The 16,275-nt window shown below is 34.7% G+C and carries 14 protein-coding genes; 5 read left to right on the top strand and 9 right to left on the bottom strand.

Features of this window, described 5'->3' with window-relative positions; translation table 11 throughout:
* Window positions 1–10 precede the first annotated feature (10 nt).
* From FNW52_RS12855 to FNW52_RS12825, 7 genes are all read right to left on the bottom strand, one after another.
* On the bottom strand, window positions 11–754 hold the full coding sequence (locus FNW52_RS12855; RefSeq protein ID WP_143377875.1) for a pirin family protein: 744 nt from the start codon (window positions 752–754) through the stop codon (window positions 11–13).
* Between the two features lie 61 nt (window positions 755–815).
* Window positions 816–1,418: an isochorismatase family protein gene (locus tag FNW52_RS12850; RefSeq protein WP_143377874.1), complete on the bottom strand. Its 603-nt coding sequence runs from the start codon at window positions 1,416–1,418 to the stop codon at window positions 816–818.
* 123 nt (window positions 1,419–1,541) lie between these two features.
* Complete coding sequence (locus tag FNW52_RS12845) at window positions 1,542–2,366, bottom strand: pirin family protein (protein WP_143377873.1); 825 nt, start codon at window positions 2,364–2,366, stop codon at window positions 1,542–1,544.
* 4 nt (window positions 2,367–2,370) lie between these two features.
* Entirely contained in the window at window positions 2,371–3,765 is a 1,395-nt protein-coding gene (locus tag FNW52_RS12840; RefSeq protein ID WP_143377872.1) for an alginate export family protein, read from the bottom strand.
* A 39-nt stretch (window positions 3,766–3,804) separates the two neighbouring features.
* The gene (locus FNW52_RS12835) at window positions 3,805–4,182 is read right to left on the bottom strand and encodes a DoxX family protein (RefSeq protein WP_143377871.1); all 378 of its coding nucleotides are present in this window, start codon (window positions 4,180–4,182) and stop codon (window positions 3,805–3,807) included.
* Window positions 4,183–4,294: 112 nt separating this feature from the next.
* On the bottom strand, window positions 4,295–5,170 hold the full coding sequence (locus FNW52_RS12830; protein WP_143377870.1) for an AraC family transcriptional regulator: 876 nt from the start codon (window positions 5,168–5,170) through the stop codon (window positions 4,295–4,297).
* 283 nt (window positions 5,171–5,453) lie between these two features.
* A complete protein-coding gene (locus FNW52_RS12825) occupies window positions 5,454–6,365 on the bottom strand; it encodes a phospholipase A (RefSeq protein WP_143377869.1) in 912 nt (303 codons plus the stop codon).
* 331 nt (window positions 6,366–6,696) lie between these two features.
* Here FNW52_RS12825 and FNW52_RS12820 point away from each other — a divergent pair, with 331 nt between their 5' ends.
* The 3 genes from FNW52_RS12820 to FNW52_RS12810 all read left to right on the top strand — a co-directional run bounded on the left by FNW52_RS12820 (window position 6,697) and on the right by FNW52_RS12810 (window position 10,777).
* Window positions 6,697–8,325, top strand: coding sequence for an acyl-CoA carboxylase subunit beta (locus FNW52_RS12820; protein ID WP_143377868.1), 1,629 nt, complete (start codon window positions 6,697–6,699; stop codon window positions 8,323–8,325).
* Between the two features lie 331 nt (window positions 8,326–8,656).
* Complete coding sequence (locus FNW52_RS12815; RefSeq protein ID WP_143377867.1) at window positions 8,657–10,258, top strand: S41 family peptidase; 1,602 nt, start codon at window positions 8,657–8,659, stop codon at window positions 10,256–10,258.
* A gap of 87 nt (window positions 10,259–10,345) precedes the next feature.
* Window positions 10,346–10,777: a DoxX family protein gene (locus FNW52_RS12810; protein ID WP_143377866.1), complete on the top strand. Its 432-nt coding sequence runs from the start codon at window positions 10,346–10,348 to the stop codon at window positions 10,775–10,777.
* A 411-nt stretch (window positions 10,778–11,188) separates the two neighbouring features.
* On the opposite strand, the gene FNW52_RS12805 is transcribed toward FNW52_RS12810, so the two are convergent.
* On the bottom strand, window positions 11,189–12,247 hold the full coding sequence (locus FNW52_RS12805) for an AMP-binding protein (protein ID WP_143377865.1): 1,059 nt from the start codon (window positions 12,245–12,247) through the stop codon (window positions 11,189–11,191).
* Window positions 12,248–12,327: 80 nt separating this feature from the next.
* Entirely contained in the window at window positions 12,328–13,242 is a 915-nt protein-coding gene (locus tag FNW52_RS12800; protein WP_143377864.1) for a CPBP family intramembrane glutamic endopeptidase, read from the bottom strand.
* A gap of 104 nt (window positions 13,243–13,346) precedes the next feature.
* Here FNW52_RS12800 and arsC point away from each other — a divergent pair, with 104 nt between their 5' ends.
* Both arsC and FNW52_RS12790 read left to right on the top strand, forming a co-directional pair.
* A complete protein-coding gene (gene arsC / locus FNW52_RS12795) occupies window positions 13,347–13,706 on the top strand; it encodes an arsenate reductase (glutaredoxin) (RefSeq protein WP_143377863.1) in 360 nt (119 codons plus the stop codon).
* Window positions 13,707–13,768: 62 nt separating this feature from the next.
* Window positions 13,769–16,213 (top strand): outer membrane beta-barrel family protein, encoded by a 2,445-nt coding sequence (locus tag FNW52_RS12790; protein ID WP_143377862.1) that lies wholly within the window; start codon window positions 13,769–13,771, stop codon window positions 16,211–16,213.
* Window positions 16,214–16,275 lie beyond the last annotated feature (62 nt).

Genomic DNA, 16,275 nt, shown 5'->3' with positions numbered 1-16,275 from the left:
TATTTTTAAGTCACATAAACCGATTTTTATTACCACTGTACATTCCGTCATAAAAAATAGCAGCTTCTTCATCTGTTACAAATAAAACCAATTCCGCTTCATTATCCGTTTCAATTGTAATCACTTCCTCTTTGATAAGGAGGCTTTCTTTTTTCGCTAAATTGATGTTCCCATTTACTTTCACATTCCCTTTAAACACATATAACAAATAGGTCAGATTGCTTTTGGGTAATTCTGGTAATACGGAACTTGTATTTGCTTTGAGTTTCATATCAAACAACCACGTTTGACTACTAAATTGAAAAGTTGTTTCCATGGTTGGAGAAGCAAGCAATCGCCAATTGTTTTCACTGTGCACTTGGTCTAAATCCATAAAAGTGACTTCTGGTTTTAAATCTTTCTCGCCAGGGCGAATAAAAATCTGCAAACCTTCCAAAGGCTCTCCTATATCCATGATTTTTTCTTCATGATAGAATGACTTTCCGGCTTTCATCAGCATTAATTTATTGCTACCAATGTATTCCACAAATCCTTCTGAATCGGTATGCTCTGTTTTACCACTTCTAAAATAAGAAAGTATTTCATCATTCACATGAGGATGCATCGGGATAACGGTACTTCCTCGGAAAATAGCGTGATCAATCCGACCAATACTGCCAATACCAGTATCTGATTTTGAAATTGCCGAACCTGGATAGAGTATTTTTATTGGGCCTTCTCCTATAAAATTGGAGCTGTTTATTTTTTGTAACATAATTTTTAATTTAAGAAAGAACCTAAAAACAAGATTTCATTTTTAGGCTCTCATACTATTTTTAAGCAAATTGTCCTATTTTTGAAAAAACTTCCTCAAAAAGGATTGGCAATACTTTTTGCCCATCCTCTGATGCCCAGCTATGTACCATTTCCGAAGCTAACTGATTGATTGAAGTGGTTCGAACCCCTTTGCTTTCCCATGTTTGTTTAGCGATATCATCGGCAATTTGAGTTGGCGAACCACCAGCATCCATTACTACTTGAACGTCAAATCCTTCTTCTTGCATGGACATCGACGGCCAAACAATACATACATCATGGGTAAGCCCTGCCATGATCACATTTTTTCTTCCGTTGGCCGCTTTCAACACCGCTGCTTTGTATTCTTCATCATCCCAGGCATTGGTAATCCCAGCTCTTTTGACACGATTTGCATATTCCTCGGGAAGCAACTCTTGCAGGTCTTGTAAAAGCATCCCCTGAGCTTGGTCTTCCTGACTGCTCGTCAAAACAACCGGAATGTCAAGTGCTTTGGCGAATCTTGCCAATGCTCTTGTTCTGCTTATAATCATTTCATGAGGTCGGTTGGCAGAAAAATTAAGCGTTCCAACCTGATGATCAACCAATAGCATTACTGTGTCTTCTTTTTTAAACTGTTTCATAATCATTTATTTATTGTTATTATTAAATTATTTAAGTACTGAAATTTTGTATTTCGCAAAAATTCGCAAAATGGATTCAAAATCACTCCAAGTTATCTTTGCTTTTTAGTCCCATTGATTTGTTCAAAGCGGATTTAAAATCCCCATTTCTCCATATTGTAATCTTTTTTTGGTTGCTATCAGCTGTTCATTGGTTGTCATTACAAACGGACCGCCGAGCACAATTGGTTCGTTGTGGGGTACGCCAGAAACAAACATAAAGTTAGCAATTTCATTTCCTGTTTTTACATTTATTTTATTTCCAGCTTTATCAAAAGTTATCATTGAGGTGCTTGAAATTGAACTATCCTCTAAAATAATTTTCCCCGAAATGAGATAGATAAAAGCCATTTCCTTTGCGTCAAATGCAATGGAAGAATCGGGTTGCAGGGTTACATCAAACAATGTTGTTTTAGTAACCAATTCAATAGGAGAAGTTACATTTTGAAATGTGCCTTGCACCACTCTTAAATGCACGTTGTCGCTGTTGTATTCTGGAACATCTTTTGAAAAAGCGTGAAATGCTTTCGGTTCGACTAATCTGTCTTTGTCAGCGTGGTTTATCCAAATTTGAAAACCGTGGCAATCAGTTCCTGTAACGGTCGGCACTTCATCGTGTTTTATACCACTACCTGCTTGTGTAACGTGTATGCCACCCGGTTCAATGATACTATAGTCACCAAGGCTGTTTCGATTAAAAAAGGAACCTTCGCTTCCGGGCATCATATAGGTCATAACGGAAACGCCTGCGTGAGGATGTGGTCCAAAAATAGGTTTGTCCATATGAAATTCGGTAAACACTAAAAAAGGTTCAAAATTAAATTCAGAATGAAACATATCCACCGAATTAAACCCGGGTGCATTTTGTTTGAATTGCAGCCTGCTTATTTTTTTAATTTGCTTTTTCATGATTTTAAAATTTGAAAGTGGATTTCAATGACAAATACGAAATGTCCAATCCTTTGCCTGTTTCTTTCACATAGGTGCCCGCCTGAAAGTAGGCACCATCAACAGCAAATGAAATATTTTGATTTAGATTATAACTTGTCTCAATGGCGTATTGGGTTCCAATTCCTCGTTTGGTTGAAGCAAACAATTCTCTTGGATTTGGTCTTACTTCTGTCATTCCCGGTGAATAGGTTCCGTCCTGATCGCTGTTGCGTTGCATAAAATATACTGAAGCAAAAACCGATAGTTTTTTAATCGGATTTATTTTGATATATGGATTTATATTTTCAATATTGGATGAACCAATCGGTGCCGCTAATCCGTAAGGAGGTTTTGAGAAAATAGGATTATAGGTGTTTAATTTAGTGTCGGATTTGTCTTTGTCACCCGAAATATAATTGGCTCCCAATCCAATAATTAAATTCAGTTTTTGATCGATTTTGTAATTAATATCACTTGAAAAAGCATAGGCATTAATGTCAGACTGGTTGAATGTCCCTGTTTGATAAGTGCTTTCCAATTCATAATTGAACCTTGGGTTTTGTGAAAAAATACGCAATCCAAAACTTTGGCGATTTTCTTTCCCTGATACAAAATTGTACTTTCTGTTTTCTGAATTAAAATTCAATACATAATAGTCAACCAAGAGTTTTTTTGAAATTACATTTTCGGTTGCATACACACCAAAGATATAATCCTCAAACGATTCATCATCAAAAACATATTGTTTTGAAACTACCGGCGTTAAGGCAAGAAAATCAATTTTTCTTTTTTCGTTGTGGTATTTTACAATTGCCGCATCAAATGTCAAGCGTGTATTGGGACCTTCCCTAAAAGTTAAAAGCCGATTGTTACCATAGCCTAATTCTTGTCTTCCTGCTCTTATCATCCAATTTTTATCAACCGAATAATCTATAAAAGCCTGATGCAAACTCAATTGATTTTCATCAATTTCCGGGGTTAATGGATTTGGATTAAAAAAACGCAAGGTACTATTCAGCTGCAAAAAAATCCTGACCTTCGAACCTATTTCTAAATTACTGTGTATCATGGCACGATGCCAAAGTTGTCCAACTGAAGTTTTCTCGAATGTTGGCGGCACATCCCCAAAATTCAGATTATCATAATATTGATATTGCTCCCGAAGCTCACCACCAAATGAAATAAAGGCGTTTTTCCCCAGACTGATATATTTCAGTTTGTCAAATCCCTTTTTGATTGTGTCTTTTTTCACCGCGCTAAAATCATCGTTGTAGCGAAGCATACTAATAGAACTTTTTGGGACTTGACCAAAAGCCAAATTGATCATTAGAAACAATACAAAAATTAAAAAAGAGGTTTTTTGAATAGAATTTCTCATTGTAAAAGTGTTGTAATCATTGTTGAAATTTTTGAACGATTAAGCTTGTTTTTTGCCTAAAACCCTTTGGGACAATTCAGGAATGCGGACAAAAGCAACAATCCACACAAATGTCGCAATTGCTATTGGAGCCGCTAAAGGTTGTGCGTGTTCAAGATGTGTTGCAATGGCACCACCCATATAAGCGGCTAACAATAACGTTCCTATAATTGCTGTTCTTGGAATTAGGAAAAGGATTATTGCTGTAATTTCCACTATCCCGAGTAGCATATAGTTGTTTGCATCAAGTCCAAAACCTTCTGCCATTTTTAATGCCTCCGCATTCGCTGTTAATTTACTGATGGCACTGCCGATGAAGATAAACCCCACTAATCCTGTAAGTACCCAATTGATGATGTTTCTAGTTTTTGTCGTCATTTTTTCGATTGTTTTATTTACTTAAAATTTACAATGCAAAGTTGCGACCGATTTGAAAAAACGGAAAGGGCAAAAAGGAGGATTGATTGGTCAAAAAATCGGAAAATGCAATTTACAGCGTTTGTCTGTAAGCAAGTGGAGAAAGTAAAGCTATGTTTTTAAAGAATTTGCCAAATGTGGATTGGTCGGCAAAATGAAGCGTATTGGCAATATCGGCAACAGTTAATGTGGGGTCTTGCAATAAAACTTTTGCTTCCAAAATAATGATTTCACCTATCCATTCCCCAGCCGATTTCCCGGTTTCGGCCTTAATGGTTTCCGTCAAATGCTTTGGAGTTATAAAAAGTAAGTCGGCATAAAATTTTACGTTTCTCTTCTTAAGGAAGTTTGAACTCACTATTTTTTTAAATTCAGCCGTAATTTGCCCACCGCGTGTTTGCCTGAAAAATGAAGGAAAAGCGTGTTCGTTGTATAGAGCTAACATTTCAAATAGCAATACCGTAATTAAACTTCTTACGATTTCCTTCTTGTACGGATGAGTGGAACTTAATTTTGTTTGAATACCCTGCAATTGACCTAAAATGATTTCATATTGTGGTTTTGAGAATTTTGAAACATGAGTGGCATTGGCTTCAAAAAAAGGAAAATGGTCCAGAAAATTGGTATTTGCTATGTTTTGGATTAAGAACTCCTTTGTAAAAAAAACGGAGATCATTTGATAATCGTCTGAACGGCTAACCCATTGTTTCACTATTTGGGGAGACATGGTTACAATTGAATTTTGTTCCACACTGTACGTTTCCAAATTTGCTTTTAATGTGGCTTTTCCCCTCAAACAAAAACCTACGCCAAAATAATTGCTTCGATAAGGAACGTTTAACGGTGTGTTTTCGAAATTAATTTGCCAGTCAATAGAAAAAACATCAGGGTTTGTTTCTTTTTGTCCCGAAAGGGTGTTTATGTTGTATGTGGGGATCGTTTTTTCCATTATCGAGGTCTGACTGTGGTGCTCGGCAGCAGTATGCCAACTAATTTATATAAATCCATCGCGACTCCATTTACCCGAAACGGGTTGGCTTTGCATCCTGATGCGGTTACCATATTTTGCGCTAATTTACGAAAAAATGGATGAATCATAAAATCAGATGTAATGGTGCTTTATTGGTCTTACTTGCCTCGCTCGTACCCATTCCAATTTACATTGCAATTTTTTTAAAAACATTACATCAATTTATGCTTTTCGTTTAAGTACATGACAAAAAGCAATTACCCTACTGCCATTCTATTAATGAAACTCCAACTCCTATGGTGGTTTGATTGTGGTTGTAATCAATCAGTGAATTTCCATAACCGTGAGAAACTTGCAAATACCCTCTAAGATTCCCTTTTATCGGATAAGCCCAAGAAAAAGTAGAACTTCCTCTCATATTCCCTTCAAAATTAAAATTATGACTTCCAATAAAAGTAAAAACGCTTCGGTTTCTGGAATAAATAACATTAACGTCAGCATTGCCTATATAGTCTGAAATATCTGGATTATCTCCATTAGATTCTGGAATCACATACCAAGGTCTGATGTAGATATTCCAATTTTTCCTTTCCAAACCAGCCATAAAAATAACTCTGTTCCAACTTCTTGTACTTGGATAACTTTTCCCATTTGACTCATGATCAAATGAAAGACCAAGCATTCTGGCTTTAAACCCCAATACATTGAACTTTACAGGAAAATTAAGTATAATTTCGGGTTCATAATTAATTTCTCTAAAGGGGCGAGACAAGTCGGCATTATAAATTTGCCAATGTGATATCTGAGTATAAGCAACCCATAAATCAGCACTCCCCCATAAAAAACTCTGCAAAATTTTAGTTTTAAAACTCAGCTGAAATTTCATTTCAACAACATCATAATCAATCTTGGCTGGCGTTACATACACAGGCGAATCATTTCCAGAGTGAGGCTGTTCATTTGGACTACTGGACCACACAAAAGGCAAAACATAAATGGATTTGTAAGGCGTAACCAAAAAAGTCCCTCTAGCCGAAGTGGAGTCTAATTCCCAGCGCGCACCCATGGTTTTAAGTGCTACTTTATCATTAAACAATGCTTGAACCTGAGCATTTGAAGAAGAAAGAAAAAAAAGAAAAAAGAAAAAAAACGAGTATACTTTTATAAATGACATCACTGCTTTGAATTTTACCCAAATTTAGATTGCAAATAAACATTGCTGTTATACTTTTACTTTTAAATCTTATATAATTAACGTTTTATAGTTATTGTCCAGTCCTGAACGAAAAAAAAACTATCTAGCAACTCACTGCCCTTATAATTGTTTTGCTACACCTACTTATAATAAATATTTACAAAAACATCATCCCAAATAGTATCTCTGAAAATTATTTGTGAGACTTCTTCGCAATTAAAAAAACAACCAAGGGTTAAGATATTTTAAATTTATTTCAATCGTTTTCGTAAATTAGCCCACACTATTAGAACAAAAACAAATAACCAACATGGATTTAAACTTCAATAAAAACGAAGATCATAATAAACTTCTACTATCTGATTTGAAACAAAAGTTTGCCAAAGTCAAACTAGGTGGTGGCGAAAAACGAATTCAAAAACTACATGCCGAAGGCAAAATGACCGCTCGCGAGCGCATTGACTATCTGCTCGACGAAAACGCAAAATGCATCGAAATCGGCGCTTTTGTAGGTAAAAAAATGTATGCAGAGCACGGCGGATGCCCATCTGGAGGAGTCATTGTAAAAATAGGATACATAAAAGGAAAACAATGTATTGTTGTGGCCAATGATGCTACCGTAAAAGCAGGAGCTTGGTTCCCTATTACAGCAAAGAAAAATCTTAGAGCCCAAGAAATAGCCATGGAAAACCGTTTGCCTATCATTTATTTGGTAGATAGTGCAGGTGTTTATTTACCCTTGCAAGACGAAATTTTTCCAGACAAAGAGCATTTTGGGCGCATCTTTAGAAACAATGCCCAAATGAGTAGCATGGGAATTACCCAAATCTCTGCCGTAATGGGAAGTTGTGTTGCGGGTGGTGCTTATCTTCCTATTATGAGTGACGAAGCTCTTATTGTTGATAAAACAGGAAGTATTTTCTTGGCTGGAAGCTATTTGGTCAAAGCAGCCATTGGCGAAACCATCGACAATGAAACCTTGGGTGGAGCAACAACGCATTGCGAAATTTCGGGAGTGACTGATTATAAAGCCAAAGACGATAAAGATGCTTTAGACAAAATAAAAAACATAGTCGATAAAATTGGTCATTTTGATAAAGCGGGCTATAACCGTATCAAAGCCGAAAAACCAGCTTTAGACGAAAAAGACATCTACGGTATTTTGCCAAAAGCAAGAAACGAACAATACGATATGATGGAAATCATCAAGCGATTGGTAGATAATTCAGAGTTTGAGGCCTACAAAGACGGTTACGGACAATCGCTTATTACTGGATATGCCAGAATTGATGGTTGGGCTGTGGGAATTGTTGCCAACCAAAGAAAAGTGGTAAAAACGACCAAAGGCGAAATGCAATTTGGCGGAGTTATTTACTCTGATTCGGCAGACAAAGCCACTCGCTTTATTGCCAATTGTAACCAAAAGAAAATCCCATTGGTATTTGTTCAGGATGTAACTGGTTTTATGGTGGGTTCCAAATCAGAGCATGGCGGAATCATAAAAGATGGTGCCAAAATGGTAAATGCCGTATCCAATTCGGTAGTGCCAAAATTCACGGTCATAGTAGGAAACTCATATGGAGCCGGAAATTATGCGATGTGTGGAAAAGCATTCGACCCTAGATTAATATTTGCTTGGCCAAGTGCAGAACTAGCCGTTATGGGTGGTACGCAAGCCGCCAAAGTTTTGGCACAAATTGAAGCTTCTTCGCTAAAAGGAAAAGGAGAGATTGTGGATGAAGCCAAGGAAGCTGAATTATTTGCCAAAATAAAAGCCCGTTATGACGAACAAGTTTCCCCCTACTACGCAGCTGCTCGCTTGTGGACAGATGCTATAATTGACCCGCTCGAAACTAGAACTTGGATTTCTATGGGTATCGAAGCGGCCAACCACTCGCCTATCGAAAAGAAATTTAATTTGGGTGTAATTCAGGTGTAATTAGTAAAAAATTCAGAACACTCCTTGATTATTGGGGGTGTTTTTTTTGAATCCTTATTATTAATCTTAAATCAATGTCGCTTCCTTAAGGTTTGTTTTTGTCATTTCGACGAAGGAGACTCGAGCGATAGCGAACAGATGAAGTAAATCACAGTGCGTAATCTATATGTGATTTCTCCTTCGTCGAAATGACAAACTGGAGGAGATTAAATTCTTAAGAAAATGACATTGAATCGTAAATAGAAACCTATATATTTGTACGAAATAAAGCATTGTTTATTCAAACAAACTCTAAACTTGATTTTGTAAAACTTACAACGCCTTTACATTTATGAAAAAAATAGTAATCCTTTCGTTTTTTAGTTTTCTATTCATCCAATGTACTTCCGTAAAAGAACATAACGCACACTTAAACGACTTGATCGTCGAAAACGATTTGAAAGCCGACTTAGATTTTACTTATAAAAAACTACAACGCTTACAGCCCAAACTGTATTGGTACATTTCAAAAAAAGAACTCGACTACAAATTTGATAGTTTAAAAAACACCATTACAAAACCCATGACCAGTTTTGAATTTTATAAAAAACTAAGTCCCGTGGTTGCTTCAGTTCGTCAAGGTCATTTGATCGTCTCTCCTTCTACAAAAAAACTGAATAAAGCAGAAAAAAAAGCTCTCAAAGATAAAGGAATAGGACCATTTTCCCAGTTTGATTTTGGAATCATCAATGACAAGATGTATGTTCTAAAAAACAAATCTAAAAATAAATCAATACAAACAGGAGCAGAAGTTATTGCTATTAATGATAAAAAAATAAGTGAATTAGTTTCTGGATATTATACATTATTTACCTCTGATGGTTACAACAAAACCTTCAAAAGAAAACGAATGTCATATATGATCTCTACTTTTTATAGCAATGAGAATGGTCTTCAAGATAGCATTAACTATAGTTTCAAGCAAAATGATTCTTTACGGGTAGTTTGTATCAAGCGAAAAAAAACAGAACCACTAAAAACAAATAAAGCAAAAACCAAAGAGGCAATAACTACACTTGACGCTAAGCAAAAGAAAAAAATTAAGAAGGACAAAAGTACATATGGCTATGATGAAACCACAAAAACCAACAACAGGGATCTAAAATTCATCGAGAAAGACAGTAGCATTGCTCTACTTAAAATTAGACATTTTGATTTGGGAAAACCGAGCCGCTTTTATGAAGAAAGCTTTGGTAAAATGCAATTAAAAAAAACCAAAACTCTGATTATCGATTTGCGAAATAACCCTGGAGGTGCATTAAACGAAATTAGTGATTTATACAGTTATCTATCAGACTCTACTTATGTGTTTTTAAATCCTTACGAAGTCGCTTCTAAGACCAGTTTGATTGAAAAATCACCTTTTAATAAAGCCCCACTCTTAGCTAAAATTTTAGTAACTCCCTTTTATGCTCCAGTTGTCTATTTTAAAACTTATAAAGATAAAAATGGCAATTATTACGCTTCTAATTCCTTGTCAAAACCAAAACCGATAAACAAAAATGCTTTCAAAGGCAAAGTGTATGTAATTATAAACGGAGGATCCTTTTCTGCGTCTAGTATTATTTCATCTAATTTAAAAGGTTCCAAAAGAGCCACTTTTGTAGGAGAAGAAACAGGTGGTGCCTTTAATGGAAGTGTAGCCGGAATAATGCCTATGATTAAGTTACCAAATTCTGAGATAAACATAAAAATTGGTTTACTGGCAATTACTCCATTTTACAAAACAACTCTTGAAGGACGTGGTGTTTTTCCCGATAAGGAAATTGTCCCAACAATAGCAGATTATGTCAATGGAAAAGATCCAGAACTGAATTGGATTTTGGAAGATATCACGAATAACTCGACAATTCTTGACGAAAACAAAAAAGACAAAAACATCACATTAAAATAACAGCATCCCTAGTTAAAAATGTAAAATTTTTTCATATCTCGCTAATATTTAATACCTTTAGTATAACTAATTTAAACTTACGATGTTATGAACAATGTGAAAACCTTGAATAAGTGGGCTAATGCACACACTTATTTATCGATTGATTTGGTACGTATGGCACTCGGTGTATTTTTGTTTATTAAAGGAATAACTTTTATAACAAACATCCAATATTTAGTAGATTTAATATCTTCAATTGACAATATAGACAAAGGAATGTATGGATGGTTTATTATTCACTATATAGCTTCAGCACATTTTCTTGGAGGGATTTTAATTTTCTTCGGATTGCTAACCCGTTGGGCAATAATAGGTCAATTACCTATTCTATTGGGTGCGATAGTCATCAATTTTATGGGAGACATGCATCATCAAAATTTATTAGTGGCTATAGTTGCCCTAGCTCTTTGTATATTTTTCTTAATTTATGGAAGCGGAAAAAACTCAGCCGATTATTTTTTTAAAATGGAAAAATAATTAGGATGGGGTACTACCCCGAATTGTGTGGGTTTTGTAAATTTAAAAAAAGGAAGCCACGAATTGCACTAATTTACACGAATATTGGAGTGTTATAATTTTACGAATTTCTTAAAACAGATATAATTTGTGTAATTTAATTTTAAAATTGAATATAATTTGTGTCAATTCGTAAAATTCGTGTCAAAATTTTTTACCCGCTCAATTCGTGGTAGAACCTAGGAAAAAAGAGAGGATTATTGGTTCTCTCTTTTTTTAGTATTTAGTACGAAGTTTCCAGTCGCCGTCGCAGTTTTCAGAGTTGGCTGTAAACATCGAAATTCAATCGATTAACACTATTTGTAAAAACCGAATCCATTTTACAAATCAGCACCCTTATTGGACTGAAAACTAACAAACACATTACAACTATTACTTTTCTGCAACCAGCTCTTTACTTTCAGCTCTCATTATTTTTCCGGTAGCCGTTTCTTTAAACTTCGGTATGAAAATAATTTCTTTGGGTTTTTCGTATTTATCTAATGCATTAAAAACTGATTCGTCTAGTTTCATCGTTTCACCTTCGATATATAGTACTACTCTTTCTCCCAGAGTATCATCCGGTTCGCCATTTACAAAATAACGTCTTGAAATCAATCTAGATAATTTATCCTCAATTTGTTCTGGTATTAATTTTATACCACCACTATTAATAACAGTATCAAATCTACCCAACCAAACAAATTGAGTATCCGAAATTAAATCAACAACATCATTCGTTGCAATTTTTTCGCTGCTGATATTTTTCGCAAGAACTACTAAACATTGATTCTCATTTACGGAAACGGTAACATTAGGTAACGTAGAAAAAGCGTCTTCCCCAATTTTTTTAGCAGCAATATGAGTGATAGTTTCCGTCATACCATAGGTCTCGTAAATTTGTACCGGCAATTTCTCCAATTCTTGTTCTAAAGGCTTATTAATTTTGACTCCACCAATGATTATTTTCTTGATATTCGTCAACTTTTTAATAGAACTCTTTGCCTGAAGCGGCACCATGGCAGCAAAATCATATAGTTCGTCATTATGTTCTAAAGGATTAGAACTTGGAGCAGCAAAGTCCATGTCTAAGCCTAAAATAAAGGATCGAACAAACATCATCTTACCAGCAACAAAATTAGTCGGTAAACAATGTAAAACTCTATTCCCCGGTTGAAGTCCAAAAAAATCACCTGTAGCAATCGCCGATTGCACCATTGCTTCTTTCTCTATCCTTATCTTTTTGGGCGTACCTGTGGTGCCCGATGTGTACATGTCAACATAACTTTTATCATCAAACCAATCCAGCAGGAACTCTCCAACAGCTTGTTCGTAATCTTCCCCTTCTTTTATAAAACTATAGGCTACCCTACATAAATCTTCTTTAGTTAAATGATACCCATTTAATTTAAAAAAATTATGAACATTTTTATAAGTTACTGTGTTAATCATGGCGGTTATTTTTTTTAGATATATTGTGAAGTTAAGTTTCTAAGTGACTAAGATTCTTAGACTCTTAGTAATTTGTCATTTTAAACAATCTCTCCAGTTAGCTTTTCTTTCCAATTCGTCCAACTGTATTTCTTACCAAATATAATTAAAAGTAAGGGATAAACGACCACTACAGGCATAATAATATCAATTGTAACGGTGGTTTCTGAGACATCTTTAAAAATAGAATTGGTTTGAAAAGCAGACCAATCTGATGTGACCAATAATGCCCCTATTAAGTTATTGGCTGCATGAAAACCCAATGTTAATTCCATTCCTTCATCCATTAATGTGATTATCCCAAGAAGGAATCCTGTCCCAATATAATAAACCATAACCTCATACCCCATCTTGGCTACTTCTGGATTACCAATATGCATCAACCCAAAAATACTGGAGGTCATAATTAGAGGAAACCATCTATTTTTGGATAAATTGGCGAATCCTTGCATCAAATATCCTCGAAACACCAATTCCTCGACAGTAGTTTGTATGGGTATTAACAAAGTACCTATTATCACTAAAACCAAAAATGGAATTAGTTTAAAATTAAGCATAAAATCACTAGGGTTAAAAAACCAATACAATAAAGTTGAAACAATGGTAAAAATAGACCAGATACTAAAAGAGAACCACACCCTACTCCAATCTAATTTTGTTCTTGAAGTTATTATCGAAAGTAATGACTGTCGATGCAAAAAACGAGCAACAAAATAGATTCCGAACAAAGCAAAAACAAAAGAAAAAAGGACAAAAAACAAAGTCAAATTGGGTTCAAAAAAACGCATCAGTTCTTGATCACCGGATGGATATGCCTTGCCTTTGAATGTAGTTTGATATAAAATAGCCATTAACATGGGTAACTGCCCCAAAAAAGAAGCAAATAGTATAAATACAGTCCCCATTAAATACTTCGAAAATTTATTCTCTTTTTTTATTCCTTGTTCTAAAAACATTTATTATTTTTTATAATTATACTTCGATTGGTATTTCAAATCTTATTTTTGCTTCATCTAAAGTAACTCTTTACTTTAACATAATCTAAATCTTACTTACCATAATGATACAAATATACCACAATCAGCGTTGCGGAAAATCAAGAAATTGTTTACTGCTTTTAGAAGAATCAAATGCAGCGTTTGAAATCATCAATTATCTAGTCACTCCACCAACAACAGCTGAATTAGCGTCATTACTGCAAAAACTAAATCTTACTCCAATTGAACTAGTGCGTCAGAAAGAAAAAATTTGGATAGAGAATTTCAAAGGAAAATCATTGACATCTGACGAAGTGATTCAAGCCATGGTTGAAAATCCTATTCTTATAGAGCGACCTATTGTAGTCAAAGGAGATCAAGCGATTATAGGAAGAGATCCGGAGAAGGTAACCCCATTTTTACAGACATTAACAAAACTTTAAGGTTTCTACTTTAAACCATTTTCATTTTCCGCTATCCAAGTTGGAAAACTTATTTATTTTACATGAAAAATTTCAAACTTACTGTAGTTCTTTTATTTTTACTTGTTGGATTATCCAATTTTGCACAACAAGGGCCACCAACAAGAATCAAAATAAAAGTAACAGGAAAAATAGTTGACAAAGTTAGCAACCAACCTCTAGAATATGCTACTATCACATTAAAAAACACTAAAAACTCTAAAGCTTTAACTGGCGGAATCACAAACAACAAAGGCGAATTTGAAGCTGATGTTTTTCCAGGGATATATGACATTACATTAGAATTCATTTCGTTTAAACCAATCGAAATCAAGCAAAAAGAAATACTCGAAAAAACGTCTTTAGGTACAATCGAACTAGAAGAAGATGCTTCTCAATTGAACGAAGTGGTTGTTCGTTCCGAAAAATCATCAGTTGAAATAAAACTGGACAAAAAAGTGTACAATGTTGGTCAGGATATGATGGTAAAAGGCGGAACTGTAAGTGATGTTTTAGACAATGTCCCTTCCGTTTCTGTTGATACCGAAGGAAATGTAAGCTTAAGAGGAAGTGATAATATCCGAATTTTAATTGATGGAAGACCATCTTATGCAATAAATATTGCAGAAACTTTAAGACAACTTCCTGCTGATGCCATTGATAAAGTTGAAGTTATCACTAATCCATCTGCACGATATGATGCGGAAGGTGGTTCTGGAATAATCAATATCATCCTTAAAAAAGGCAAAAATCAAGGTTTAAACGGAACTCTTATAGCTTCAACAGGTATTCCTAAGACTTATGGTTTAAGTACCAATGTGAATTATAAAACAGAAAAATTAAACTACTTCACCACTGCGGGTTACAATCACAAAACAAATGAAGGTGGCGGTAAAACTAATTCAGAATATTTCTATAAAGACGGTTCTGTTAAAAGCTTTTTAGATGAAGATCGTGACACAAAAAGAACCAAAGATGGTTTTAATGGAAGAGCTGGTGTTGAATGGACAATAGCACCAAATACGTATTGGACAAATGCCATCAATTACGAAAAAAATACTGGTGAAGACACTGATTTAATCAACTACAACAACTATGATGCCTCTCATATTTTCTCAGGTTCAACTTACCGTTTGAATACTGGAGATACTGGTAGTGAAAACACCTCATATACTTCAAACTTAATTAAAAACTTCAACGACAAAGGACACAAACTTACTGTTGATGCTTCTATTTCAAAAAATACTGATGATGGCCAAAGTGTTATTACAGGCTCTGACAATTATAACAACACCTTAAACAACCAGGTTCAAAAACAAGCGCAATTACAGGCCGATTATGTACTCCCACTAGGAGAAGGAAGTCAGTTTGAAGCTGGATATAAAGGAAGTTTTGGTGATTTAAACAACCAATATTATGTTCTTGACGATCAAGGAGTACGAATAAAGGATTTATCAAATACTTTAGAATACAAAGAAAACATCAATGCTGTTTATACACAATATGGTTTCAAAAAAAATAAATTCTCTTATTTATTTGGTTTACGTTGGGAAGATACCAATATTCAAGTAAACTTATTAGATGCCAACGATTTCAATACTAAAAAGTACAACAACTTGTTTCCGAGTGCTTTTATTAGTTATGAAATTTCAGATCAAAGTAACTTCACTACAAGCTACAGCAAACGTTTAACAAGACCAAGAGGACGTTTCATGAACCCTGCTGTAAACTATTCAAGTAACGTTAATATTTTTCAAGGTAATCCAGATTTAGACCCATCCTTAACAGACAAATTTGATTTTGGATATATCAAACGTTGGGAAAAAGTAACATTTAATACATCTGCTTATTTTGAAAACACAAAAGATGTTTTCAGCTTTGTAAGATCTCCTACTGGTGATGATGTAAATGGAATTCCAGTTATTAAAAGCAAACCAATTAACTTAGGAAAAGAACAAAAATTTGGTTTTGAGTTTACTTTAAATTACAACCCATTCAAAATATGGAGAATAAACAGTAATTTCAATTTATATAATGTAAAAACAACTGGAGAACATAGCTATACGGACACAAAAGGCGACCTTATAGTGCAAAATCTTGACAACCAAGCCAATACTTGGTTTGCAAGAGTTAGTTCAAAACTAACATTACCATACAAAATCGACTGGCAATTGAATGCTACTTACAATGGTGAACAAAAAACGGCACAAGGAAAAAGCTTAGATCAGTTTAGTATGAACACCGCTTTCAGTAAAGATCTACTAAAAGACAAAGCAACAATAGCGTTCAATATTAGTGATATTTTCAACACGAGAATTATGAGATCTTATACGTATCTTGAAAACCAAACATCGTACAGTGAAATGCAATTCCGTAAACGTCAATTCAATTTATCGTTCACCTATCGTTTCAACAAAGGAAAAAATGACAAGGAAAAACAACAACCTAAAAAGAATCAAGAAGAAAATAATGGTGATTTCCCTGGGTAATTAAAACCGAATGAAAAACTAATCAGTTTTTAGTTTTCAGTCGCAGTTTTCAGAGTCGGCTG

The organism is Flavobacterium sp. ZT3R18 (assembly GCF_007097385.1).
In the GTDB taxonomy this organism is placed as follows: domain Bacteria; phylum Bacteroidota; class Bacteroidia; order Flavobacteriales; family Flavobacteriaceae; genus Flavobacterium.
This window is presented reverse-complemented; position numbering and strand designations above follow the sequence as displayed.

Coding starts and splice junctions, on each gene's coding strand:
- arsC (WP_143377863.1), top strand. CDS start 13,347: ATGATACAAATATACCACAATCAGCGTTGCGGAAAATCAAGAAATTGT.
- FNW52_RS12800 (WP_143377864.1), bottom strand. CDS start 13,242: ATGTTTTTAGAACAAGGAATAAAAAAAGAGAATAAATTTTCGAAGTAT.
- FNW52_RS12845 (WP_143377873.1), bottom strand. CDS start 2,366: ATGAAAAAGCAAATTAAAAAAATAAGCAGGCTGCAATTCAAACAAAAT.
- FNW52_RS12855 (WP_143377875.1), bottom strand. CDS start 754: ATGTTACAAAAAATAAACAGCTCCAATTTTATAGGAGAAGGCCCAATA.
- FNW52_RS12810 (WP_143377866.1), top strand. CDS start 10,346: ATGAACAATGTGAAAACCTTGAATAAGTGGGCTAATGCACACACTTAT.
- FNW52_RS12840 (WP_143377872.1), bottom strand. CDS start 3,765: ATGAGAAATTCTATTCAAAAAACCTCTTTTTTAATTTTTGTATTGTTT.
- FNW52_RS12825 (WP_143377869.1), bottom strand. CDS start 6,365: ATGTCATTTATAAAAGTATACTCGTTTTTTTTCTTTTTTCTTTTTTTT.
- FNW52_RS12850 (WP_143377874.1), bottom strand. CDS start 1,418: ATGAAACAGTTTAAAAAAGAAGACACAGTAATGCTATTGGTTGATCAT.
- FNW52_RS12790 (WP_143377862.1), top strand. CDS start 13,769: ATGAAAAATTTCAAACTTACTGTAGTTCTTTTATTTTTACTTGTTGGA.
- FNW52_RS12805 (WP_143377865.1), bottom strand. CDS start 12,247: ATGATTAACACAGTAACTTATAAAAATGTTCATAATTTTTTTAAATTA.
- FNW52_RS12830 (WP_143377870.1), bottom strand. CDS start 5,170: ATGGAAAAAACGATCCCCACATACAACATAAACACCCTTTCGGGACAA.
- FNW52_RS12835 (WP_143377871.1), bottom strand. CDS start 4,182: ATGACGACAAAAACTAGAAACATCATCAATTGGGTACTTACAGGATTA.
- FNW52_RS12820 (WP_143377868.1), top strand. CDS start 6,697: ATGGATTTAAACTTCAATAAAAACGAAGATCATAATAAACTTCTACTA.
- FNW52_RS12815 (WP_143377867.1), top strand. CDS start 8,657: ATGAAAAAAATAGTAATCCTTTCGTTTTTTAGTTTTCTATTCATCCAA.